The organism is Flavobacterium sp. 38-13 (genome assembly GCF_001899155.1).
Lineage (GTDB): Bacteria > Bacteroidota > Bacteroidia > Flavobacteriales > Flavobacteriaceae > Flavobacterium > Flavobacterium lindanitolerans.
The window spans coordinates 80,827-104,025 of the sequence record NZ_MKVG01000007.1; the positions used below are offsets into that span (position 1 = coordinate 80,827).

The window sequence follows — 23,199 nt, forward strand, 5'->3', positions numbered from 1 at the left end:
CCATAAAATTGGCTCTTTTATGATATTTTTGATACAAAGTATTTTTTTCTTCCGGCTTCAATCCTAAAGCTATCTTTTTGTTAAAGAAACGGTTTTATTTCACTTTATATTTTACAGCCAAAATCTTCATTTTTAATCAATTTAAGTCAGAAAAAACAAGGCTTTCTGCCTTTTCTGAACTATCTTTGTTAGGCTAAATTGAAACTCTTATGGATAATTTAGATGCTGCAAGAATGCAGATGGCATTTACCCTCATTTTCCATATTGTCTTTGCCTGTATTGGAATGGTAATGCCTTTCTTTATGGTACTTTCACATTACAAATGGCTAAGGACAAGAAAACCTGTTTTTCTCAAACTGACAAAATCCTGGCAAAAAGGCGTCGCTATCTTCTTTGTGACGGGTGCCGTTTCGGGCACGGCCTTATCGTTTGAATTGGGATTATTATGGCCCGAATTCATGAAACACGCCGGGCCAATAATCGGAATGCCTTTCTCACTCGAAGGGGCCGCTTTTTTTGTAGAAGCACTGGCTCTGGGATTTTATCTGTATGGCTGGAACAAACTGCCGGAAAAATTCCATTTGCTAACAGGAATCATTGTGGGGCTTTCCGGGGTTGCTTCCGGAATATTGGTGGTGTCAGCCAACAGCTGGATGAATGCTCCTTCCGGTTTTGATTATGTAAACGGTCAATTTCTCAATATTGACCCTTTAAAAGCTTTTCTTAATCCGGCATGGTTTACGCAGGCCTTACACATGACATTGGCCGCCTTTGTCGCTACTTCTTTTGCGGTAGCGGGAATCCATGCCTGGCAGATTTATAAAAACAGAAACGTAGCACTCCACCTTGAGGCTTTCAAAATAGCCATCGTTTTTGGAGCTGTCGCGGCACTGTTACAACCTTTGAGCGGAGACCTTTCTGCCAAAGACATTGCCCAAAGACAGCCGGTAAAGCTGGCGGCTATGGAAGCCCATTATGAAACCGAAAAAGGAGCACCGCTCTATATTGGCGGGATTGTAGACGAAGAAACTCAAACGGTTAGTTATAAACTTGAAATCCCGAAAGCACTTTCATTCTTGTCTTTTGGTGATTTTAATGCCGAGGTTAAAGGCCTGAACGACTTCCCAAAAGAAGACCATCCCCCGGTTGCTATCACCCATTACGCTTTTCAGGTTATGGTAGGCCTTGGAACACTGCTCATGTTTTCGGGACTGCTTTATTTTATAAGCCTTAAAAAGAAAAAATGGCAAGCCTCCAAAAAGTACTGGCTGTTTTTTGCCTGTCTGGCGCCTGTCGGTTTTCTGGCCCTGGAAGCCGGATGGATTGTTACGGAAGTAGGGAGACAACCCTGGATTATCCATAATGTAATGCGCACCAAAGATGCGGTTACGCCAATGCCGGGAATGATTTACAGCTTTTACCTTTATGTAATCCTATATGCCGTCCTTTCCGTTGCGGTAACCTGGCTGATGATACGTCAGATTAAAGTACTCAATAACTCTGAAAATTAAAGATTATGCTATACGTTGTCTTATTCTTTACATTGTTTTCATTATTCCTTTATGCCTTGCTGGGTGGCGCTGATTTTGGTGCCGGAATATTGGAACTTTTTTCATCAAAAGACCACCAGGTCTCTATCAAGAAAAGGGTTTATAGCGTTATGGGTCCCGTCTGGGAAGCCAACCATATCTGGATTATCATCCTGATTGTAATTCTTTGGATTGCTTTTCCCGGATTTTACAACGTTATCATTATTTACCTCCACATTCCGCTGACCTTAATTTTACTAGGCATTACACTTCGCGGTGTTGCATTTGTTTTCCGCCATTATGATGCCGTAAAAGACAAATCACAGTTGTTATACGACCGCATGTTTGAATTTTCATGTCTTGTTACTCCAATTTTTCTGGGCATGACATACGGAGCTTTGATTAGCGGTAATATCGTTCTTCTTGAAAATACTCCTAATGCCGATTTTGCCTCCGTTTATATAAAACCATGGTTACAGCCGTTTCCTATCCTCACCGGATTTTTCTTCAGTGCGCTATGCGTATTCCTTTCTGCTACTTTCCTGATTGGAGAAGCTACAGAATATGAAAGGAGAATGTATATCCGTAAAGCAGGAATAGCTACGTGGGTAGTGGTTGTTTTAGGATTTGTGACACTTGCCGTAGCCTACTTTGAAGAAAATAAATTTGTTCTCGACGTACTCAAAAATTATTACGCCATTGGCGCAGTAGCAGTATCAGGGTTGTTACTGGTTCCGCTTTGGAAAAGCATCCGAAAAGGAAAAATAGTATGGTGCCGGTTTTTAGCTGGACTTCAGGTATTGCTGATTCTTTCTGCCGCCGTAGGCGCCCATTTCCCTAACCTTATCATTACCAAAACAGGACAAATCAGCTTACTGGACGATATGGCCCCGGAAAGTACGATAACCATTCTGGGCATTTCCCTTATCATTGGTGGACTGATAATTCTACCCGGACTTTTTCATTTGCTGAAATCCTTCAAGATGATTAAAATTCTTGAAAACGAAGAAAATTAAAAAAGGCCCACCCATAGGCAGACCTTTTCAACTATCGACTATAGACTTTCCACTATAGACTTTCCACTATAGACTATCGACTTTTGACTTTTGACTTTTGACTATCAACTAAAATATAAATTTAGTACTTAGGAAATTAGATTTATCCGAATTTACAATCTCATTAATGAGTTCCTTATTGGCATCATTCATTTTAAAAGCCACTAACGAACGGATGGAAAAAGAACGGATGGCATCCGGAATAGACAAAGTTCCCTCTGCACTGTCTTTTCTTCCCGTAAAAGGAAAAATATCGGGTCCACGTTGCGACTGGCTGTTGATATTGACACGGCTTACCTGATTGACTAACGGATCGATAAGTGCCCCTACTTCAGAAGCATCCCTACTAAAAATACTTACCTGCTGTCCGTATTGAGCATCTATCAGATATTGGATTACTTCTTCGACATCATCAAAAGGAACCACCGGAATAATAGGCCCGAATTGTTCTTCGTGATAAAGCTTCATCTTTTCATTTACCGGATAAACCACGGCCGGATAGAAAAAGGACGCTTTTGATACGCCACCGTTTTCATTTACTACCTTGGCACCATGTTCTTCGGCATCCTTAATGCAATCATTCAAATACTCTATTTTATAAGGTTCAGGTAGTGGTGTTAAAGATACTCCTTCTTCCCATGGGAGGCCAAATTTCAAATTGCTCACCGCTTTGCTGAATTCACTTAAAAACTGGTCGGCTATACTGCGATGAACCCATACTATTTTCAAAGCCGTGCAACGCTGTCCGTTAAATGATAATGAACCCGTAATAGTTTCTTTAACAGCTAAACCAATATCCGCTTTTGAAGTAATAATTGAAGCATTTTTTGCATCCAATCCCAATACGGCACGAAGACGGTTTACTTTTGGGTGCTGCTTTTTCAACTCATTGGCTACTTTGCTGGAACCTATGAGCGTCAGTACATTAATTTTCCCTGAATGCATTAATCCCGGAATAATATCACTGCCTCTGCCATAAATGACATTGATGACACCTTTTGGAAAACTTTCCTGAAAAGCTTCCTGCAAAGGATAATGCAGCAGGGTTCCAAATTTGGGTGGTTTAAAGAGAATCGTATTTCCCATTATCAGTGCAGGAATCAATGTTGTAAAAGTTTCATTTAACGGATAATTAAATGGTCCCATACAAAGTACTACTCCAAGTGGCGAACGACGAATCTGTGCGGCTATACCTTCGGCAATTTCAAAGCGTGAAGAATCCCTGTCCAGGTTCTTTAGCGAATCGATTGTGGCATAAATATACTCCACCGTCCTGTCAAACTCTTTTACAGAATCAGCATAGGATTTTCCAATTTCCCACATAATGAGCCTGACTACCATTTCCTTTTTAGCAATCATCCTGCCCGTAAACTGCTCCACATGATGTATTCTTTCAGATACGCTCATGGTTGGCCACTCTCCTCTCCCATCATTATAAGCCTCTACAGCGGCATCAAGCGATGCCTGCGCTTCTTTTGGGGTTCCAACCGGATAGCTTCCTATCAGTTTTGGCTGCAACCCGCTGGCTGTTTTTATATAAACTGGCGAATAGACTTCATGGACTTCTCCGCTCCATTTTTTCATTTCACCATTGCTCAGGTATTCTTTTTGGTGGATTTCCCCGATTCGGAACTGTTCCGGAATAGCACTTTCTTCAACAAACAGCCTCTCCAGAGATTCCTCAAAAGGTATTTTATTATTATCCATAAATTCTAATTTAAAGGAATTAATGATACGTTTTACTTTACGTAAATATAATCAGATTTAACGAGAAGAAAGTTTAGGCTTATATTATAATTTGTTATAATCCTATAGAAATTCTCAGTTGCAATCAACAAAGGCATAATTCTGTATGCTAATACAGCCTCACTTTTTATTTTCTCCAAAACACATTTAGTATATTTGTATGAACTACAGACAGAAACGCGATGAATTTTAATTCCATAGCGCCAACATTACAGCTATCGGCATTTGTAAAACATATTGAGGTAATTACCTCGGGCGCTTCTCTGCAGTCTGAAAGTTACCTGCGTTTTTTTGCAGACGGGTGTCCGGGTATTCTATTCAGCCAATCCAATCATGGCTTTTTTACGGATTCCTGTAACGAAAAGCTTTCCAGCTTTTATCTTTACGGACAGACCATAAAACCAATTAATCTTTTTTCTTTCGGACAATTTACCAAAATTATCTTTTACCTAAAACCGCATGTATTTGGTTCTCTTTTTAGAATCAATGCGAGCGAAATTACAGATACCTGCCTGGATATATCATTGCTACAGCCAAAGGAAACGCCCGTTTTGCTGGAAAAATTATCCGAAGCCGCTTCTGTCGAAAATCAAATCAGGCTTATTTCCGATTTTCTTCTAACGATTGCTTCAAAAGACAATTCCGACCTCATATTGCAGCAGGCCACAGAAACCATTATCCGTTACAACGGTGAGGTTATCCTGACCGATTTGCATAAAAAATTCAGTCTGTCAGAACGCACATTTGAAAGACGATTCGAAAACTCCATTGGCATATCTCCCCGCCTTTTTGCAAGAGTCTGCCGGTTTCGTTCCGCTCTGACACAGCTGCATACATATGATTATACCAAACTTTCTGACATTGCCTATGAAAATGGCTTTTCAGACCAGTCACATTTCACACGCACTTTTAAAGAATTTACCGGCGTGACCCCGAAACTGTATCTGTCAGAATTTGAAAATAATTTTGCAGCGCAGCCCATTGTGTCGGTTTGATTCTATTTTCTTTCTGTTTTTCCAGGCAACTTTGCTGAAAAAAACATGAAAACATTTCTATACATTGGCCTTCTGATAATAAACATTCACCAGACTAAAGCGCAAAACAATAGCGCCGAAGGCAAATCTATTTTTGAGCACAAATGCCAAAGATGCCATGGAAGTGATGGCACAAAAGGGCTTTTTGGAGCAAAAAATCTGCAACTAAGCCGTTTGGAAAATAACGAACTTATTTCGGTAATCTCTAAAGGCAGGAGAGGCATGCCCCGTTGGGAAAAGAGACTATCGCAAACAGAAATTGAATCTGTGGCAACCTATATAAAATCATTACGAAAATAAAACCACTAATCATGAAAAAAACAACTATGGCAACACTGACACTCATTATTTCAACCCTGATGCTGGCCCTGACAGCAGGGTTATTTTACAGCTACTCCTGCTCTGTAAATCCCGGACTAAAACAACTGGATGATTCCGGTTATCTTGCAGCAATGCAGTCCATCAACAGGGCCATAATAAACCCTTTGTTCTTTTTGAGCTTTATGGGAACATTACTGTTTTTCCCCGTGAGCCTTTTCTTCAATTTTACTACATGGGATTCACCAAAATTCCTGCTTTTGCTTGGCGCTTTTGTACTTTATGCCTGCGGTACTTTTGGCGTCACCATTTTTGGAAATGTGCCCTTGAATGAAGCACTCGATGCTTTCCCCTTAAAAACCGCAACACTTGAAGAAATCAGCAGGGCCCGTAAAAATTTTGAAATTCCCTGGAATAATCTTCACAGCATCCGTACCGTTGCTTCTGTAATTTCTTTACTTTTGGCAATCATAAGTATCACGTTACCTTCAAAGGCTATAGAATTAATCACACCATAAAATAATCCGTTTGCATGAGTGCCCTCAAAGACATTTACTCACCTGTTTTTTACGACCGGCTAGCCAATATTTTACAACAAACTGTTCCTTCTTTTGAAAAGAAAACTTTCGTTGCTCAAATCTTTGACGATTCATTTTCTCAAAAAGAATTGAAAGACAGAATGCGCCATACGACAAAAGTACTGCGCAATTTTATGCCCGATGATTTTGGAGCAGCTTCCGGCATTTTAGAAAAGACAATCCATCTTCTCCGCGAAAACCAACATGGAGAAGACAGTCTTGCCTATATCTTTTTTCCGGATTATATTGAAACCTATGGCCTGGATGATTATAGTAACGCCGTAAAATCAATCGAGTTTGTAACACAATTTATATCCTGCGAATTTGCCGTAAGGCCATTTATTGTCAGATATGGCAACCAGATGATTGAACAGATGGAAAAATGGTCATTACACAAAAGTCATAAGGTAAGAAGATTGGCGAGCGAAGGAAGCCGTCCAAGGCTACCGTGGGCTATGGCATTACCGGAATTAAAAAAAGACCCGACAGCTATATTGCCAATTTTAGAAAACCTGAAAAACGACCCGTCAGAATATGTTCGTCGCAGTGTCGCTAACAACCTTAATGATATTGCCAAAGACCATCCGCATATCATATTGTCTATTGCCCGGCAATGGAAAGGACACAGCAAAGAAACCGATGCTATTATTAAACACGGCAGCCGGACATTACTCAAGCAGGGACATCCCGAAATACTAAGCCATTACGGACTTGACAGCAAAGGTTTGGAGACTTCCGGTTTTCATATTAACACGCCACAAATAAAGTTACCCCAAAGTCTTGAGTTTGAATTTACAGTTAACAATACCAATAAGGAACCAAAACACATCCGTCTGGAATATGCCGTTTATTACAACAAAGCAAACGGACAGTTATCTAAAAAAGTTTTTAAGATAAGCGAAAGGACTTATTTTGCCGGACAAAAAGAAACCATCAAAAGAAAGCAATCATTCAAACCTATTACAACACGTAAATTTTATCCGGGCCTGCACAAGCTTTCCATCATTGTAAACGGAGAAGAAAGCAATCCGGAACTATTTCATCTTCTTGACTAAAAACAATCTTAGTATACTTTCTGAAAAGACCCTTACAAGGGTCTTTTTTATTTGTATAATTTTTCGCATTAAAAGATTATATATTACAAATAAATTCACTAAATGTGAATTATTATTTTATCAGTAAAATCAGCATAAAAAGCAATATTCATCTGTTAATTATTTATTTAATAATAAATATTCAATAATTTTTATTTAAATTTGAGATACCTCAAATCATATTGCTATGACGACAATTACTAAAACCATTCCGATGGTGCTTTTGCTATTGCTAAGCATGACCGGATATTCGCAAATTGGGATTGGCACTACCACGCCAGAACCAACAGCCGCACTTCATGTAGAATCTACCACACAGGGATTCGTAACTCCAAGAATGACAACCGCCCAAAGGACAGCAATTACAACTCCTGCCAACGGAATGATTGTTTATGACACTACGTTGGCATCGTTTTATTTCTACGACACTCCAACAACTTCCTGGATAAAAATCAACAATGGCAAAGACGGAAGGTTGAAATACAAACTCATCAGGTCGACAGACGTTCTGGCTACTGTACTCGCGGCTGAAAAAACAGCGGGTTCAAATACAAAATACCTGCTGGACGCTGCAACCTTATATGAAATTAACGGAACAATTAATGTGGACCTTCCTATAGAACTCAATAATGCCTATATTGCAGGTGCAGATTCATCAGAAGACAAGCTGGTTAAGGCAACAGGCGACCTCTTTACAGGAACAACAGGCGGTTCAATGCGCGTGCTGACGCTGCAGGCTACAGCCGGAAATGTATTTAATATTACCGGAACGGGCTCCATAGGAGGTGGTACACAAACTCAAAGTATGATTGTAAGAGATTGTATCATAAGTTCATCCGCAAATGTAGGAAAGCTGGAAAACTTTGCACTGGTATTTACCAGTATCGTACAATATGTCAACAATACTACCGGTATTATCTATAAAGACATCAGCCGTTTATTAATAAGCAATGCCGGGTGGTTTTCAAATAACTCCGGAACCTATGAAACCTTGCAGGGCACTTTCGGGCTGGTTACCAAACAAGGCGGTTTTAGTGAAGTAACCGGAACAAAAATAGGGCTTGATGTTTCTGCCAACCCAACCATCACCGGCGATGCCGTAATGGAAACCGTAGTTTTTACCGGAACACTTACAACGGGAAAATACATTAATCCTTACACGGTGGGGAGCTATACCGGTTTTAATTTCAACAACAGTTGGTCGGTACGATGCACGGGGATTCCCAATGAAGGTGATTCTCAATCCAGTGGAACCGTTTATCTTGACCGAACCGGAACAGCCCAAAGCCAGACTCCGGTAGGAACACTTGCTACCAATGTTAAACTCACTATTGCTGCGGGACTTAGTTCTAATCTTTACAGGACAACCTCAGCTCAAACCAACCGGATTACCTACTCCGGCAAGAAAGGAAGGGTATTTCAGGTGAACTGTTCCATATCTTTTGGAAATGTCTCCGGTGTAAGCAATACTGAATATGCGTTTTTTATCATGAGAATACCGGCCGCCGGTGGAACCGATCCGCAAGTAGCTACAGAAACCATAATCGATACCAACGCAGGTTATATACAGTCTTTTCCCGTACAAGGCTCTGTCTATCTTAACACAGGCGATTCTGTAGAATTATGGATAAGAAGACTCAACCAGGGTACCGGTACCACAGCACAAAGCTTTCTGGTTCGATCATTCAACATGAGTGTTAAATAACCCAAATCTAATAATCATGAAAAAGCTTCTATACTTATTACCGTTACTGTTATCATCTGCAGTTCAGGCACAGCTCTATGTCAGTACAAACAGTTATATGTATGCTAAAGACCAGGTTCTGTATGTAAAACAAGACATTAATCTGCAAAACAATGGGAATATCTATCTGAGAAACGAATCGCAGTTATTGCAAGGAACAACAACAGCATCTGCAAACAAAGGACTAGGCAAAGTTTCTGTTTTTCAGGAAGGAACTTCAGATAATTTCGACTATAACTATTGGTGCTCACCCGTAGGCAATGCATCGGCTGCTACAGGAAATGAAAATTTCGGAATTTCAATGATTCACAGGCCAACAACTTCAACGGCCAGTACTCCGGCAACAATACTTCCATCAAGTAATTCTAACGGTACGGCCAATCCATTAGCTATATCGTCCCGATGGATTTATAAATTCCTGTCTTCCATTTCCTATTCGCAATGGATATATGTTGGTGGCGCTTCTACCCTTGCTCCCGGCGAAGGATTCTCCATGAAAGGAACTTCGGGTAGCGACCCGATTATAGTCGAAGCTAATGGCATACAAAACAATCCGGGAGGAACCGGCGCGCAACGTTACGATTTCAGGGGCAAACCGAATGACGGAAATATATCGGTAACTGTTGCAACAAATAACCTGACACTCACCGGAAATCCTTATCCGTCAGCCCTAAACGTAAATGCATTTCTTCTGGACGCAACAAACAATGCCGCCACAGGAATTGCCTATTACTGGGAACAGGACAAAACTGTCAATTCACACAACGTAGGACTCTACAAAGGCGGTTATGGTGCTTATTCCCCTATCAGTCTTGGTTCAAACGGAGTATATGTACCCGCTACTTTTAATTCCTATAACTCTGATGGCTCACTGAATGGTGTTGGAACATCTTCCGGTTTGGTCATCGAAAGAAAATATGCTCCTGTTGGGCAAGGATTTATGATTAAGGGAGCTTCTAACGGTACTGTAACCCTAAAAAATTCACATCGTTCCTATTATAAAGAAAGCGGACCGCTGTCACAGTTTGAGCGACCGAACAAACCGAAGATTTCAAAAAACAGTAACGAAACAACAAATTCAGGTGAGACAAATGCAACGGAAAGTGAAACAACAATTACTGAGGCACAGTTCAAACTCAACATTATCCTGAATAACGAATTTACCCGACAAATTGCTCTGGTATTTCTTCCCGAGGCCACAGACGGTGTCGACATTGGTATTGATGCTTTAAGCATCGCTCCGGACGAATTGCCCAATGACGCTTATTTCTTTCTTGACAATAATAAATATGTAATTCAGGGAACAAGCTTTGATGTGGGTAAAAGAATTCCTGTAGGAGTAAAAGCAACCAACAATGCATCAATCAAATTTTATGTACCGGAAGTAACCAGTTTTGATCCGGATCAGATGATTTATATCTATGACGCGGCTGATGGTTCTTATCACGACATAAAAAACAGCAGTTATCAGGTAAACCTGCCAACCGGAATTTATAACGACCGGTTCTTCGTTACTTTTGTTAATTCTGTTTTAGGTGTAGGTGAAGTTACCAAAAGCAATTTTGGCATCACACAAAACAATACAAATCAAACCCTTATACTGCAAAATCCAAATTTAGCAGACATCCGTTCTGTCGTCTTATTTGACATTACAGGCAAAAGTATTTTCAAGAAAAACAATCTCGGAATTAATGACAAATACTCGTTTTCAACAAGCGGATTAAGCAAAGGAGTCTATATAATCGATCTGGTGACCTCAGACAACCAGAAATTCAGCCAGAAAATAATCATCAACAATCATAAAGAATAAGCCTTTTTTAAAGGCTTTTCTTTTTTTAATACATTTTTTTCATAGTTTAGAACTCAATAAATCATCATCAAAAATTATGAAATTAAAATTATTAGCGGTCTTCTTCATCACTTGCCCGCTTACCACATTTGGACAAGACATCGTCTACAAAGACATTACGCAACAATTGTTATCCATTGATGAATCAGACCAGAAATACCGCAACCAGATTGACGAAACAATCAGCCGTTTTGGAAACAACTCAAAAGAGGCAAAGGAACTTTTCAAAAACATGAAAACTACCGACTCACTGAATCTGATTCAGGTTGAAAAAATACTCAGCAAATACGGTTGGCTTGGGGCTGACAAAATTGGCAGCCAGGCCAATACTACACTGTTTATGGTGATACAGCATGCTGATTTACCGGCACAGCTAAAATACCTTCCCGTAATGAGAATCGCCGTAAAACAAGGAAATGCAAAAGCCGCATCGCTGGCATTACTCGAAGACCGTGTCGCTTTAAAACAAGGAAAAAAACAGATTTACGGCAGCCAGGTTAGCTGGAATATGGAAACCAATGTCAGTTTTGTAGCTCCGCTCGAAGATCCGGATAATGTAGACAAACGCAGGGCTGCAGTAGAACTTCCAGCACTAGCCGATTATCTGTTGGAAATTGGGCTGGAATGGAATGTCGAGCAATACAAAAAAGAACTGCCCGAACTTGAAAAAACTTTCTTTAAAAAGAAATAGCAGTCATTAGACCTACTTGCAGAGCAAACTGCCTCTAAAGTACTTTTCTTTAATCATCTGCCCTATTTTTTTCTTAACTTCGTTTGTATTAACAATCATCAATCATCAAACTAATGAAATCAAAATTATTCCTGCTTTTGCTATTAACCTGTTTCTATACTTTTGGACAAGATTACCGTTCCACAATTGCCCAAGCCGAACAACTCTACAACATTAAAAATTATGCAAACTCAACCTCTAAGTATAAGGAGGCCTTTACAATTGAACAGAAAAACAGTAATGATTATTACAATGCAGCCTGCTCAGCTGCACTTTCGGGTAAAAAGGATTTGGCTTTTGAATGGCTGAATCAGGCTCTCAAAAATGGCTGGACCAACTTACAGCACATGAAATCAGATACCGATCTGAAAACGCTTCATACCGATAAAAAATGGGATAAACTTATAGCTGCAATACAGCAAGAAATAGATAAAGGAACAGTAGGCATAGATAAGCCGCTTCAGGCAGAATTGATTGCTATTTATAATGATGACCAAACAATACGCCAACATTATATGACCGCACTAAAAGAATTTGGCAACCAAAGCAAACAGGCTGACAGTATAGCTAAAATTATGGGATATAAAGACAGCATTAACCTTATTAAAGTAAAAGACATTTTGGACAAAAGAGGCTGGGTTGGTCCGAATAAAGTAGGCGTTCAGGCAAATATGACATTGTTTCTTGTAATACAGCATTCAGATTTAGAAACACAGCAAAAATACCTTCCTATGATGCGGGAAGCAGTCAAAAATAAAAACGCCCAAAGTAGCGCGCTTGCTCTTTTGGAAGACAGGGTTGCTTTAGGAGAAGGAAAAAAACAGATTTACGGCAGTCAGATTGGATACGACAGTAAAACCACAAAAAACTATGTACTGCCACTGGAAGATCCTGACAATGTGGACCACCGAAGAGAAGAGGTTGGACTGGGACCAATTTCTGAATATGTAAAGACCTGGGACATAGTCTGGAATGTAGAAGAGTATAAACTAATGCTTTCCGAAATAGAAAAACAAAAGAAAAAAACGAACTAACATACTATGAGCAGACATTCCGGACATCTATTCTGACTTTTGGGATTGTTTCTCTGTATTTTCTATTTCAGAATAAATTTTAATGGGATTATCTAACACTGCCCTATTGACCAGGTCGCAATCAATAAAAAATTGGTCCTGACAGAAAATAAATAAACATGAAACATTTCTTTCTTCTGGTTCTCTCAGTAATTGTATTCATATCGTGTAAAAATACATCTGAAAACAACATTAAAGAAATAGTAAGCAGCTATAATAAAAAAGGAGCTTTCAATGGTGCGCTTTTAGTTGCCAGAAATGGAAAGATTCTTTACGACACTGTTTTAGGCTATAGGAATTTCAAGACAAAAGAGCCTTTAAACAGTAATACTGCTTTTTATATCGCTTCGCTTGCCAAGCCATTTACAGCTTTGGCGATCATGCAATTGAAAGAGCAGAAAAAATTAGCATATGACGATCCAATTTCGCTATATGTGTCCAATATGCCGGCATTTACACAAAAAATTACAATATGTCAATTACTCAATCATACCTCAGGAATTCCAGATTATGAAAAGGAAATGCCTAATGTAAAAAATCTTACGAATGAGCAGGTTATGCAATGGCTTGCTACAAAAAACAGCCTGAACTTTTCGCCTGGTGAAAAATTCGAGTACAGTAATACCGGCTACATTATTTTAGCCGCAATTATTGAAAAAATAAGCGGTAAATCATATGCCGGTTTTTGCAAGGAAGCCATTTTCAAGCCTTTAAATTTAAATCGGACTATTGTCTACGATACTACAAAACCCACAATTGCAAACAGAGCCATTGGTTACAACAAAAACAAAGAACCCGACGATTATTCAATTTTAACTACTGGCGATGGGAGTATTTTCTCAACGACAAAAGATTTGTTTATGTGGGAACAGGCACTTTATGGCCAAAAGCTGCTTAGCAGAAAAGAAATGGAAAATGCCTATAAAACCGCAACGCTAAATGATGGAAGCATTTCTAATTATGGTTTTGGCTGGAATATAAAAGAAGAAAATGGTCAGAAAATCGTAAGCCACACCGGTGGATTAAATGGTTATAGAGCCTGTATTTGGAGAAATCTCCACGAAAAAACCGTTGTAATCGTACTAACAAACCAGGGCGACGCTTTTCCTTTACAGGAATTTATGGAAGCAATTGAAAAAGAACTTTAATCGCATGTTTCAATTACATAACCTTTTACAAGAATGATATAACACATAAAACATCTACAGCTGCTAACTTTGATAAAAAACATAACGCCATGGAAAATCGGGAAAAAAATCGAAAGGATACAACTGGCGAAAAATACATTCACGTTTCAGAAATCCCAGTCCAAAAGTTGGATAAAGATGCCAACTTTAAGGATGATAAGAATAATCCAGTAACTAATCCAGGCCTAAAAGAAGTCCGGCAGCCAAAGGCTGAAAACAATGAAACCATGGGAATACCATAAACAAATTTGAGTTTAGTTAGGGGCGGAAGTAGTACTTCCGCCTTTTTTTATAGCCACTTCTTTCTTCTAAACCAGATAAAAATAATGACCGATACAATTACCATAGCCAGCAAAGCAAGCGGATAGCCCCATTTCTCATCCAACTCGGGCATGAACTTGAAATTCATCCCATAAATACCGGCGATAAAAGTCAGTGGCATAAAAAAGACCGAAAATATGGTGAGAATCTTCATCACATCATTAGTTTTTCTGGCTGACAGCGACAAGTAGATATTCAGCAAATTGTTGGCATCATCCTGAACCTGGCCGTACAGGGTTAGTAATTTTAAATGGAGGTCCCGAACATCCTGTAAGGCTGGTAAATCTTTCTCCTCCACCTTAACCGAATTGACAACTTCGTTGGTAAGTAGCAATAATTTTTTACAAAGCCCTGCTTTTCTTTTCAGATAATACATTCCTTCAATCATATCTGCCGGAATATTTTTTTTCAGAAAAACTTTCGATTCATAATAATCAATCTTATCCGAAAGTTTTATAGCCGGAAGCTCATAAGAATGCAGCATTTCCCAAATAATCTTTATGGCCATTCCTCCTGTTGTTTCCAGTTTTCCATTCCTTATACAATTTTTGCGTATTTCCTGCATGATGGGCTGCGCGGTCCTGTGAATGGTAATAATAAAATCCGAATTGTAAAAAACAGCTATTTTACTGCTTAGTTCCCTCACCGTTTGCTCATGCTCATGGGAATGTTGCAGAATTCTGACAATAAAAAAATGTGTCTTGTTATGCTCTTCATATTTGGGAAGGTGGTCCGGATCCAGACTATCAATCAACGTATAGGAGCTTAAATTATATGTTTTACTCACTTTCTCAAGTTCTTCTTTGGTCGGATTGGTAATATCAGTCCAAACAATAGCACTATCTGAAAAATTACAGGTTTCTATAGCCATAACATCATTATTTCATTTCTATCAAATTTAAGCCAATATTTCACAAGATATTCTGAAAGAATAGCAAAATTTTCCCGATTTAAGCAGCAATATTTTAGGATTTCATTAACTTTGTTAGTACCCTAAAATACCACAAAAATTATGTCCGTATCAAAGACATCAACTATTGAAAGGATTATTGCTTTGGCAAACGAACCAATGGTTCTGTTAGACAAAGATTTTGCTATCCTATATGCCAATGCCTCGTTTCATGTAAAATTCAACCTGCCGGAATTGGCCCCTAAAAACAGAAATTTTCTTGAGGTCATAGAGAGTTCTTTTGAAACCCATCCGCTAAAACTTCTTTTTTGGGATGTGTTGAAAACAAAAGGCATAGTTAAAGAATACGAAATCAACTCTAAAAATTCGGAAAACAATAAAATTTCATTCAATGTTGAGGCTATAAAGGCAGACGGTGAAACATTCCTGCTTCTGGCTTTTAATACCAATAAAGAAACAGAACAGTTGCAGTCCTTTCTGCAGTCAGTGCTAAATTCAACAAATTACGGTATTGCAAGCTATGAGGCGATGTACAATAACCATGGCATCATTAATGACTTCAGAATTACCTATACAAATCCTGAAGTTCCTAGAAATTTTGGACTTGAACCCAAGGACGTCATCGGGAAAACCTGTCGGGAAGTATACCCCGGGATTTTTAAAAATGGAATTTTCGAAAAAATGGTTAAGTGTATAGAAACCGGACTACCTGACAGTTATGAAATTGCAGCGAGCCATAACAACAAAACCATATGGCTAAATGCTACAATTGAAAAGGCCGGCAACGCAGTTGCAGTAACTTCAAAAAATATAACCCCTGAAAAAACAGCCGCCTTAGAAATTGAGGCCATCAATGCATTACTTCTAAACAAAAACAAAGAACTCGAACAGCAATTACTTAAGGAATTTTCTGAAAGTTTCTATTCGTATGGAAATGGCGAAGAATTTTTTAGTTCCCTATTACTTGAAATAGCCACAAAAACAAAGATGGACTATGTCCTTTTGGGCGAGGTACAACTAAACGAATTGGGAGAAGAAATTATAAAAAGTATTTCGGTGATAGCTTTTGGAGAAATTGCGGATAATTTCAAATACCCGATAAAAGACGGCCCTTGTGATGAAGTCATTAAAGGTCATTATGCCTGTCATCCGCGTGACAGCCAAAAACTTTTCCCGGAAAGCAAAACGCTTTCGGATTTGAATGTAGAAGGCTATATTGCCTATCCGCTTGTAGGTTCTTCAGGAAAAGTAATCGGGCTTATTTCTGTACTGCACCAAAGTGAAATACACGATATTGCCTACATAGAATCCTTGCTTAGAATTGCTGCAAAAAGAAGCGAAATAGAATTTGAGCGCTTGCAAAATGAAAAACTTTTAGAGATGAAAAACAAGGAATTGGAAAGGCAAAATGTCGAGCTTGCCTCATTTGCCTATATTTCCTCTCATGACCTTCAGGAACCGCTCCGCAAAATACAACTCTTCGCCAGCCGTATACTTTTTAAAGAAAAGGCAAATTTTAGCGACTCTTCCCTGGCCTATTTCCAGAGTATTACAAATGCAGCCAACCGTATGCAGAACCTGATTGAATCCTTACTCAACTATTCCAGTATGGATGCTTCAGAAATTCATTTTGTACCTACAGACCTCAATGCAGCAATTGACGACATTAAAAATAATATGACAGACATTCTTGAAAAAAAGAATGCCCGCGTTGAAGTTGGAAAACTGCCTACACTTTCTGTTATTCCGATTCAATTTCAGCAACTGCTCACCAACCTGATTTCAAATGGGCTAAAATACAGCAAACCAGATGTTCCTCCGGTTATAAAAATAAATGCCGAGCTTGTCACTTCGGAAGAACTCGTCGGAAAACAATTCTGGAAACTGGATATTGCCGATAACGGAATTGGATTTCCACAGGAATACGAACAGCAAATCTTCGAATTATTCAAAAGGCTTCATGGCAAGTCAGACTATGAAGGCACAGGAATAGGCCTTGCCATCTGCAAAAAAATAGTGCAGAAACATGACGGCTTTATACGTGCCCAGGGCATACCCGGTGTAGGTTCTATATTTTCAATATATCTTCCTGTTGTATAATCAGGCAACAAGATTATTGAATTTTTCCCTGTAGGCTGTCGGTGTCATTCCAACATTTTTTTTGAACAGGCTTCGGAATGATTTCAAGTCGTTATAACCCGACTCAAACATCACTTCCATTACGCTTTGTCTCGAATGTTCCAGCATCTGTTTGGCCGCTTCAATCCTTGTTTTCTGCAAATATTCTATAGGAGTAATTCCGGTTACCTGCTTAAAACGCCTTACCAGATTTCGTCTGCTTGCCGGAACATCCGTTATAATCTCTTCTATAGTATTAGCTTCCCTGAAATTCTTCTTAATAACTTCCTGCGTCTGCTTAACCAAATCATCACCATGATCTTCTGCCGGAGCAAACGTACCAAAATAAGTCTGCTGATTTCTATCCAAATCGACAGAAAACACCTTTGCCGTTTTTACTGCCATTTTTCGGCTGCAAAAATTCTCAATAAGACGCAACATCAAATGGAAACTATTGGTAGCACCTCCACTCGTGTAGACTCTTTGTTCTTCTGTAACCACCGCATCTACTTTTAAATTTACGGCAGGAAAAGCTTGTGCAAAAGCATATTCGGCGTTAATATGGGTGGTTGCAGGTTTGTTGTCAAGCAAACCGGTAGAAGCTAAAAGAAAAGCTCCCGTACAAAAACTTGCAACTGAAGCACCCTTTTCATATTGCTGTTGCAGCCATTGTATCCACTTCATATTGAGTGAAACCGCTTTTGGCACAATATCATGCTTAAAAGCCGGGATAAGTAAAATATCATATTTTTTTTCGGAATCAGGTCGCATCAGATTATATTCTGAATAAGTCTGCGATACCTCATCCATGTGCAAAAGAGCGATGTCAAAAAAAGGAGCCTGTCCTTCCTCTGCATAAAATTTATTCACGGTCTCAAATACGTCAAGCATAGCTGCAACGCTTAGAAGCCTATGTTCTTGTGTAAGCAAAATACCTAATTTCATAGCTAATTTTTTAGGAGAAACAAATATAAAATTTTTTGTCTTAAATCCCCCCTTATAATGACTTTAAACCACTCCGTTTAAGCATTTTTTTTGAATTAATTTTATCAAACAATATAAAAGACAAAATTTAATTCAATTTTTAATACTAAATATTAACGATATGAAAATCACAACCACAAGCAACAGAATGTTTTCCCTGCTTGTCTTATACGATATGCAGACGCTCTATTTTGAACGGGCACTGGAAAAAATTTCTGATGAAGATGCCCACAAAAGATTAGACACCAAAGCAAACCATATAGCATGGCTCACCGGAAGTTTAGTCCAGCAACGCTACGAAATTGCAAACCTTCTGGGGTATTCCGAAAAACAGAAAGCATCCGAATTGTTTCAGGATGGAAAAGGCATACAGGATGGCCTCAAATATCCATCGCTATCGCAATTTATAGACGATTGGAAAAAAATCAGCCCCGTATTAAAAGATCTTCTGGCTAAGATAACGGATCAAAAACTGGATGAAAAATTTGAGATGATGCCTGGCATGTCACTTACTTATTATGAACTGATAACTTTTATCATTTACCGTGAAGCCAACTGCATTGGTCAGATAGCCTTATGGAGACGACTATTAGGCTATGAAGCCTTACGATATGACGATATGTAAATCTAAAAATACAGAATCATGTTAAACAACAGTAAAGCATTTAGTGGATTTTCTGTAGATGACAGCAAAAAAGCTAAAAAATTCTACGGAGAAATACTGGGTCTTGATATAGAAGAAGATGCAGAAATGGAAGGAATGCTGACCTTAAAACCCGCCGGAGGAAACCCAATAATTATCTATACCAAAGAAAATCATGAACCGGCTACTTTCACTATCCTCAACTTTCCCGTCAAAGATATTGAACAGGCAGTAGATGAACTCACGAAACGAGGCATAGTTTTCGAGCAATATAGCGGAAACATAAAAACCGACAAAAAAGGGATTTTTAGAGGTGGAGGCCCGCTTATTGCCTGGTTCAAAGACCCGGCAGGAAACATTCTCTCTGTACTTCAGGAAGAATAATAAAAAAACAATTTAAATACGAACAATTAATCAAAATCAAAATGGCAACAATCAACACTTATCTGAATTTTAATGGCAATACAGAAGAAGCCTTTAATTTTTACAAAGCTGCTTTTGGCGGCGAATTTGCAGTCGTGATGCGATTCGGGGATACTCCGGGATGCGAGGAAATGCCCGCTACAGACAAAAATAAAATCATGCATATTGCTTTGCCAATTGGCGGAAATATGCTGATGGGAACTGATGTTCCGGAAACAATGGAACAGGTAAAAAACGGAACCAGTGTGTCCATTTCAGTCAATACCGATTCAGAACAGCAAACCAGAGATCTATTCGAAAAGCTTTCCGCAGGAGGCGATGTCAAAATGCCTTTAGATAATATGTTCTGGGGTGCCTTATATGGTATGTTTACTGATAAGTTTGGTATTCAGTGGATGCTCAATTATGAATATGAAAAATAATAATAAAGACTATGGCAACACAAATTTTTGTAAACCTTCCCGTAAAGAACCTTAACCGCTCTATTGAATTTTTCAGAAAACTAGGTTACACTTTCAATCCTCAGTTCACAGATGAAAATGCAACATGCATGATTATTAGCGATACTATTTTCGTGATGTTGGTAGTCGAACCTTTGTTCCTGAACTTTACCAAAAATGAGCTTTGTGATACCCGCAAATATACGGAGAGTATCATTTGCCTTTCGGCAGAGAGCCGTGATGCCGTAGACGAAATGGTGAAAAAAGCCGTCGCTGCCGGTGCTACAACACCGGTTGACAAACAGGATCATGGCTGGATGTACGGACACGGGTTTCAGGACCTGGACGGACATCTCTGGGAAATTGCCTATATGGATATAAGCGCAATGCCACAATAAAAAACACGGCTTTGGCCGTGTTTTTTTATTTAAGATGCTAAGTTGCTGAGGTTCTAAGATGCTAAGGTTGTAAACTTCTCAAATCTGCACTACTTTCTCTAACTCGTATTAATCCGCGTTCTAAAAAAGACGCTAAGATATTAAGATTCTAAATTGGTAAGTTTCACAAATTCGCGGTAATTTCTTCTAATCCGTTAAATCCGCGTTCTAAAAAAGGCGCTAAGATATTAAGATTCTAAAGCGGTAAGTTTCACAAATCCGCGCTAATTTCTGTAATCCGTATTAATCCGCGTTCTAAAAAAGATGCTAAGATTTAAGATTCTAAATTGGTAAGTTTCACAAATCCGCGCTAATTTCTGTAATCCGTGTTAATCCGCGTTCTAAAAAAGATGCTAAGATATTAAGATTCTAAATTGGTAAGTTTCACAAATCCGCGCTAATTTCTGTAATCCGTATTAATCCGCGTTCTAAAAAAGGCGCTAAGATATTAAGATTCTAAAGCGGCAAGTTTCACAAATCCGCGCTAATTTCTGTAATCCGTGTTAATCCGCGTTCTAAAAAAGACGCTAAGATATTAAGATTCTAAAGCGGTAAGTTTCACAAATTCGCGGTAATTTCTGTAATCCGTTAAATCCGCGTTCTAAAAAAGATATTAAAATACTAAGGTTTCTGAGTTGCTTAGTTTATATCCTTACATATGTAAAAGTACTTTATGGATAACGAGAGTTTTTTACCGTTTTATTCAAAAAGAGCAAAAACACGATATACTACAATCACCGTCATGGCAAACAAAATATAAGCAGCTACCAACGGAAGATAATAATCCTGAAAACGCGCTTTTGAAACAGAAGAAACACGGAAAAGAAAAAACCAGTAAAAAATGGCTCCCAGTCCGGTAATAATGCCAAAAATAAGACCGCAGAACCAGGTTGGATCAATATCCGTGTGCGTCCAGATATAATGATAGCACAACACTACAAACAATCCTGCAAGATAACGGACACCTTGCTCCCATGTCGATATATGATTCAGGGATTTGTTGTGAGCCAGTTTTGATAAAACCAGGCTCAAAACTACCGGTTCTTTAAAAATATGCTGAAACCGATTGGATACATAACCGCTAAAAACCGTCATAACATAGGTTCCCGCCAAAGCTGCAAGGCAAATTTTCACAAGTTCCATACCTAAATTGATTTTAATTAAAGATTACAATTAAAATCGATTTTGGTTTTATATAATTTACAGAAAAAATTATACCCTTTTTATGCTTTTCAAATGATATAAAAATTAATCACAATTATATAACCACTTTGAAATATGTGGTCGTAACTTTGATACTGTAAAATTGAAGAATTATAATAAAAACCGATAATAAAAATCACAATTAAAATTTCAATTTCAAGATCTCTTGAGTTTGTATTTATTTTTGAGGTTTATTATTTGTTTGAAATCCCCATCTAACGATGGGGATTTTTATATCTATGCTAATCCGCTCTCAAAATGCAGCTTGCATCTTTTAATATCTTCTTCAATAGTATTCTCTAAAATTGGGGCCAATACTTTACCAATTGTTTCTCCTATAGTACCAAAAGGAAGATAATAAGCAATTATAACATATAATCTTGTTCTTCCATCACCGTTATCAAAAAACTGTACACTTCCTATATTGTGAATCAAAGCATCTGAAAAGGAACGCCAACGAATTTCTTTATCTTTTTCATCTTTGATAATAGCTGCTTTCCATGGTATGGTTCCAAGATTTCCCGGTATTTTCATCCTCCATTCCGAAGTTTCATCATCAAGAACATCAACACTTTCCAGATGTTTCATAAACAAAGGCAGATTTTCAAAATTGCGCCAAAAATCATATATTGCTGAAACCGGCTTATCAATAATTATCTGGGTCTTAATCAGTATATTTTTAGATTTTTCGACCTTGGGTTTGTCTTTTAGCAACGCATATCCAAAACAATGACCACTGGTTCCCCTAAAAATCATAAATCCGGCTAACAATGCGCCTGGCAGGTTTTTGGGCTTTTTAACCAGGGCATCATAAAGCAATACCGAACCGGATAAAACAGAAAGTAGCCTTTCTGTATTCCCAACATTGACCTCCAGATCAGATAATCGGGAAATTAATTCTTGTGCTTTCATATCCAAACAATTTAATTTCTATTAAATGTAGAACTAAAAATTCAAATCTATTTTACTGCTTATCAGCATTAACCAAGTTTTAACGTCAGTATACTTTTTAACTCCTAAACCAGAATCATATATCATAAAGGTTTTGAATTATTGCTAATTATTCTTTAAAATTTTAACTTTTTTTAACATTTAAAAAGAATTATATAAACATCGTTGAAAATAATATAAAGAATTAACACGTCTTACTATTGAAATTTGTAAAAACAGCTAGTAAACTAGTACAAATAACTAACCTAAAAAACAGTGTTATGAAAAAAGTAAAAATTTTAGCTATGGCCATTTTGGCCATCAGTTTTGGGGCTTGTTCAAGTGATGACGATTCATCAAACAACAACAACATAGGAAGTATCGCAGGAAGATATGACCTGACAGAATTCAATACCGGAGCAGCAACGGATTTCAATCAAGACGGAACAGCATCCACCAATCAAATGGATGAAAGCAGTTGTTATGATGGAAGAAGAATCGACTTCAATTCAGACAATACTTTCACCTATGATATGGATTATATCCTGATTGATACCAGTACAGGTGTTGCGGTTTGTGCAGATAATACGGTAAGTGGTACATGGACTGCTACCAATAGCGTCATAACCGCTACTTACGAACAGGAAAATGGCACAGAAGTAACCTTAAACTTTGTAAGGTCTAACAACGGCAGAACGCTAACCCAAGCAACAACCTTAACAACCTATCCTGACAGAAATTCGGAAGGTGTAGCATACAATAGGGTTGGTAGCGTTACGACGGTATTTACCAAACAATAACCAATAACATTTACAAAAACTGCTTCTCTAAACGAAGCAGTTTTTTTTATGTC

23 protein-coding genes are annotated in these 23,199 nt (G+C 38.4%); 18 read left to right on the forward strand and 5 right to left on the reverse strand.

The features are described 5' to 3' along the window. Positions 1 to 209: 209 nt before the first annotated feature. Both BGO88_RS03230 and BGO88_RS03235 read left to right on the forward strand, forming a co-directional pair. Positions 210 to 1,511, forward strand: a complete 1,302-nt coding sequence (locus BGO88_RS03230) for a cytochrome ubiquinol oxidase subunit I (protein WP_286705950.1) — start codon at positions 210 to 212, stop codon at positions 1,509 to 1,511. A 5-nt stretch (positions 1,512 to 1,516) separates the two neighbouring features. Then, complete coding sequence (locus BGO88_RS03235; RefSeq protein WP_056071146.1) at positions 1,517 to 2,545, forward strand: cytochrome d ubiquinol oxidase subunit II; 1,029 nt, start codon at positions 1,517 to 1,519, stop codon at positions 2,543 to 2,545. A 108-nt stretch (positions 2,546 to 2,653) separates the two neighbouring features. Here BGO88_RS03235 and BGO88_RS03240 read toward each other — a convergent pair whose 3' ends face one another. Continuing rightward, positions 2,654 to 4,291 (reverse strand): NADP-dependent glyceraldehyde-3-phosphate dehydrogenase, encoded by a 1,638-nt coding sequence (locus tag BGO88_RS03240; protein ID WP_286705951.1) that lies wholly within the window; start codon positions 4,289 to 4,291, stop codon positions 2,654 to 2,656. A 221-nt stretch (positions 4,292 to 4,512) separates the two neighbouring features. Here BGO88_RS03240 and BGO88_RS03245 point away from each other — a divergent pair, with 221 nt between their 5' ends. The 10 genes from BGO88_RS03245 to BGO88_RS03290 all read left to right on the forward strand — a co-directional run bounded on the left by BGO88_RS03245 (position 4,513) and on the right by BGO88_RS03290 (position 14,179). Next, positions 4,513 to 5,325 (forward strand): response regulator transcription factor, encoded by an 813-nt coding sequence (locus tag BGO88_RS03245; protein ID WP_286705952.1) that lies wholly within the window; start codon positions 4,513 to 4,515, stop codon positions 5,323 to 5,325. A gap of 45 nt (positions 5,326 to 5,370) precedes the next feature. Beyond that, the gene (locus BGO88_RS03250; protein ID WP_286705953.1) at positions 5,371 to 5,664 is read left to right on the forward strand and encodes a c-type cytochrome; all 294 of its coding nucleotides are present in this window, start codon (positions 5,371 to 5,373) and stop codon (positions 5,662 to 5,664) included. An 11-nt stretch (positions 5,665 to 5,675) separates the two neighbouring features. Next, on the forward strand, positions 5,676 to 6,200 hold the full coding sequence (locus tag BGO88_RS03255; protein WP_286705954.1) for an anthrone oxygenase family protein: 525 nt from the start codon (positions 5,676 to 5,678) through the stop codon (positions 6,198 to 6,200). A 14-nt stretch (positions 6,201 to 6,214) separates the two neighbouring features. Beyond that, the gene (locus BGO88_RS03260) at positions 6,215 to 7,315 is read left to right on the forward strand and encodes a DNA alkylation repair protein (protein WP_056071135.1); all 1,101 of its coding nucleotides are present in this window, start codon (positions 6,215 to 6,217) and stop codon (positions 7,313 to 7,315) included. Between the two features lie 226 nt (positions 7,316 to 7,541). Beyond that, entirely contained in the window at positions 7,542 to 9,059 is a 1,518-nt protein-coding gene (locus BGO88_RS03265; RefSeq protein ID WP_286705955.1) for a phage tail-like protein, read from the forward strand. Positions 9,060 to 9,075: 16 nt separating this feature from the next. Then, positions 9,076 to 10,908, forward strand: a complete 1,833-nt coding sequence (locus BGO88_RS03270; protein WP_286705956.1) for a DUF8693 domain-containing protein — start codon at positions 9,076 to 9,078, stop codon at positions 10,906 to 10,908. Between the two features lie 76 nt (positions 10,909 to 10,984). Next, positions 10,985 to 11,638, forward strand: coding sequence for a DUF6624 domain-containing protein (locus BGO88_RS03275; protein WP_286705957.1), 654 nt, complete (start codon positions 10,985 to 10,987; stop codon positions 11,636 to 11,638). A gap of 113 nt (positions 11,639 to 11,751) precedes the next feature. Further along, positions 11,752 to 12,711, forward strand: a complete 960-nt coding sequence (locus BGO88_RS03280; RefSeq protein ID WP_286705958.1) for a DUF6624 domain-containing protein — start codon at positions 11,752 to 11,754, stop codon at positions 12,709 to 12,711. A gap of 158 nt (positions 12,712 to 12,869) precedes the next feature. Continuing rightward, entirely contained in the window at positions 12,870 to 13,898 is a 1,029-nt protein-coding gene (locus BGO88_RS03285) for a serine hydrolase domain-containing protein (protein WP_286705959.1), read from the forward strand. An 89-nt stretch (positions 13,899 to 13,987) separates the two neighbouring features. Further along, a complete protein-coding gene (locus BGO88_RS03290; RefSeq protein ID WP_056071122.1) occupies positions 13,988 to 14,179 on the forward strand; it encodes a hypothetical protein in 192 nt (63 codons plus the stop codon). Between the two features lie 47 nt (positions 14,180 to 14,226). On the opposite strand, the gene BGO88_RS03295 is transcribed toward BGO88_RS03290, so the two are convergent. Then, positions 14,227 to 15,129, reverse strand: a complete 903-nt coding sequence (locus BGO88_RS03295; RefSeq protein WP_286705960.1) for a magnesium transporter CorA family protein — start codon at positions 15,127 to 15,129, stop codon at positions 14,227 to 14,229. Between the two features lie 141 nt (positions 15,130 to 15,270). Here BGO88_RS03295 and BGO88_RS03300 point away from each other — a divergent pair, with 141 nt between their 5' ends. Beyond that, the gene (locus BGO88_RS03300; RefSeq protein WP_286705961.1) at positions 15,271 to 17,268 is read left to right on the forward strand and encodes an ATP-binding protein; all 1,998 of its coding nucleotides are present in this window, start codon (positions 15,271 to 15,273) and stop codon (positions 17,266 to 17,268) included. Here the strand turns inward: BGO88_RS03300 and BGO88_RS03305 are convergent, their stop codons facing one another. After that, positions 17,269 to 18,231 carry a GlxA family transcriptional regulator gene (locus tag BGO88_RS03305; protein WP_286705962.1) on the reverse strand — a complete coding sequence of 321 codons (963 nt, stop codon included), beginning with the start codon at positions 18,229 to 18,231 and terminating at the stop codon, positions 17,269 to 17,271. It abuts the gene before it with no gap. Between the two features lie 160 nt (positions 18,232 to 18,391). Here BGO88_RS03305 and BGO88_RS03310 point away from each other — a divergent pair, with 160 nt between their 5' ends. Genes BGO88_RS03310 through BGO88_RS03325 form a run of 4 tightly spaced genes read left to right on the forward strand, consistent with a single transcriptional unit; the run spans position 18,392 to position 20,174 of the window. Further along, positions 18,392 to 18,895 (forward strand): DinB family protein, encoded by a 504-nt coding sequence (locus BGO88_RS03310; protein WP_286705963.1) that lies wholly within the window; start codon positions 18,392 to 18,394, stop codon positions 18,893 to 18,895. Between the two features lie 18 nt (positions 18,896 to 18,913). Next, entirely contained in the window at positions 18,914 to 19,297 is a 384-nt protein-coding gene (locus BGO88_RS03315; protein ID WP_286705964.1) for a VOC family protein, read from the forward strand. 41 nt (positions 19,298 to 19,338) lie between these two features. Then, positions 19,339 to 19,758, forward strand: coding sequence for a VOC family protein (locus BGO88_RS03320; protein WP_056071103.1), 420 nt, complete (start codon positions 19,339 to 19,341; stop codon positions 19,756 to 19,758). A gap of 11 nt (positions 19,759 to 19,769) precedes the next feature. Continuing rightward, positions 19,770 to 20,174, forward strand: coding sequence for a VOC family protein (locus BGO88_RS03325; protein ID WP_286705965.1), 405 nt, complete (start codon positions 19,770 to 19,772; stop codon positions 20,172 to 20,174). 738 nt (positions 20,175 to 20,912) lie between these two features. On the opposite strand, the gene BGO88_RS03330 is transcribed toward BGO88_RS03325, so the two are convergent. Together BGO88_RS03330 and BGO88_RS03335 are read right to left on the reverse strand one after the other, a co-directional pair. Beyond that, positions 20,913 to 21,356, reverse strand: coding sequence for a hypothetical protein (locus BGO88_RS03330; RefSeq protein WP_101471898.1), 444 nt, complete (start codon positions 21,354 to 21,356; stop codon positions 20,913 to 20,915). Between the two features lie 297 nt (positions 21,357 to 21,653). Then, positions 21,654 to 22,328 carry an SRPBCC family protein gene (locus BGO88_RS03335; RefSeq protein ID WP_286705966.1) on the reverse strand — a complete coding sequence of 225 codons (675 nt, stop codon included), beginning with the start codon at positions 22,326 to 22,328 and terminating at the stop codon, positions 21,654 to 21,656. A 299-nt stretch (positions 22,329 to 22,627) separates the two neighbouring features. Between BGO88_RS03335 and BGO88_RS03340 the strand changes: the two genes are divergently transcribed. After that, positions 22,628 to 23,146: a lipocalin family protein gene (locus BGO88_RS03340; protein WP_286705967.1), complete on the forward strand. Its 519-nt coding sequence runs from the start codon at positions 22,628 to 22,630 to the stop codon at positions 23,144 to 23,146. The last annotated feature ends 53 nt before the right edge of the window (positions 23,147 to 23,199 follow it).

Excerpts from the sequence above, each read along its gene's own strand:
- BGO88_RS03325 (WP_286705965.1), top strand. The coding sequence starts at position 19,770 with ATGGCAACACAAATTTTTGTAAACCTTCCCGTAAAGAACCTTAACCGC.
- BGO88_RS03280 (WP_286705958.1), top strand. The coding sequence starts at position 11,752 with ATGAAATCAAAATTATTCCTGCTTTTGCTATTAACCTGTTTCTATACT.
- BGO88_RS03270 (WP_286705956.1), top strand. The coding sequence starts at position 9,076 with ATGAAAAAGCTTCTATACTTATTACCGTTACTGTTATCATCTGCAGTT.
- BGO88_RS03320 (WP_056071103.1), top strand. The coding sequence starts at position 19,339 with ATGGCAACAATCAACACTTATCTGAATTTTAATGGCAATACAGAAGAA.
- BGO88_RS03340 (WP_286705967.1), top strand. The coding sequence starts at position 22,628 with ATGAAAAAAGTAAAAATTTTAGCTATGGCCATTTTGGCCATCAGTTTT.
- BGO88_RS03255 (WP_286705954.1), top strand. The coding sequence starts at position 5,676 with ATGAAAAAAACAACTATGGCAACACTGACACTCATTATTTCAACCCTG.
- BGO88_RS03315 (WP_286705964.1), top strand. The coding sequence starts at position 18,914 with ATGTTAAACAACAGTAAAGCATTTAGTGGATTTTCTGTAGATGACAGC.
- BGO88_RS03295 (WP_286705960.1), bottom strand. The coding sequence starts at position 15,129 with ATGGCTATAGAAACCTGTAATTTTTCAGATAGTGCTATTGTTTGGACT.
- BGO88_RS03310 (WP_286705963.1), top strand. The coding sequence starts at position 18,392 with ATGAAAATCACAACCACAAGCAACAGAATGTTTTCCCTGCTTGTCTTA.
- BGO88_RS03285 (WP_286705959.1), top strand. The coding sequence starts at position 12,870 with ATGAAACATTTCTTTCTTCTGGTTCTCTCAGTAATTGTATTCATATCG.
- BGO88_RS03245 (WP_286705952.1), top strand. The coding sequence starts at position 4,513 with ATGAATTTTAATTCCATAGCGCCAACATTACAGCTATCGGCATTTGTA.
- BGO88_RS03305 (WP_286705962.1), bottom strand. The coding sequence starts at position 18,231 with ATGAAATTAGGTATTTTGCTTACACAAGAACATAGGCTTCTAAGCGTT.
- BGO88_RS03300 (WP_286705961.1), top strand. The coding sequence starts at position 15,271 with ATGTCCGTATCAAAGACATCAACTATTGAAAGGATTATTGCTTTGGCA.
- BGO88_RS03240 (WP_286705951.1), bottom strand. The coding sequence starts at position 4,291 with ATGGATAATAATAAAATACCTTTTGAGGAATCTCTGGAGAGGCTGTTT.
- BGO88_RS03250 (WP_286705953.1), top strand. The coding sequence starts at position 5,371 with ATGAAAACATTTCTATACATTGGCCTTCTGATAATAAACATTCACCAG.
- BGO88_RS03335 (WP_286705966.1), bottom strand. The coding sequence starts at position 22,328 with ATGAAAGCACAAGAATTAATTTCCCGATTATCTGATCTGGAGGTCAAT.
- BGO88_RS03235 (WP_056071146.1), top strand. The coding sequence starts at position 1,517 with ATGCTATACGTTGTCTTATTCTTTACATTGTTTTCATTATTCCTTTAT.
- BGO88_RS03260 (WP_056071135.1), top strand. The coding sequence starts at position 6,215 with ATGAGTGCCCTCAAAGACATTTACTCACCTGTTTTTTACGACCGGCTA.
- BGO88_RS03230 (WP_286705950.1), top strand. The coding sequence starts at position 210 with ATGGATAATTTAGATGCTGCAAGAATGCAGATGGCATTTACCCTCATT.
- BGO88_RS03265 (WP_286705955.1), top strand. The coding sequence starts at position 7,542 with ATGACGACAATTACTAAAACCATTCCGATGGTGCTTTTGCTATTGCTA.
- BGO88_RS03290 (WP_056071122.1), top strand. The coding sequence starts at position 13,988 with ATGGAAAATCGGGAAAAAAATCGAAAGGATACAACTGGCGAAAAATAC.
- BGO88_RS03330 (WP_101471898.1), bottom strand. The coding sequence starts at position 21,356 with ATGGAACTTGTGAAAATTTGCCTTGCAGCTTTGGCGGGAACCTATGTT.
- BGO88_RS03275 (WP_286705957.1), top strand. The coding sequence starts at position 10,985 with ATGAAATTAAAATTATTAGCGGTCTTCTTCATCACTTGCCCGCTTACC.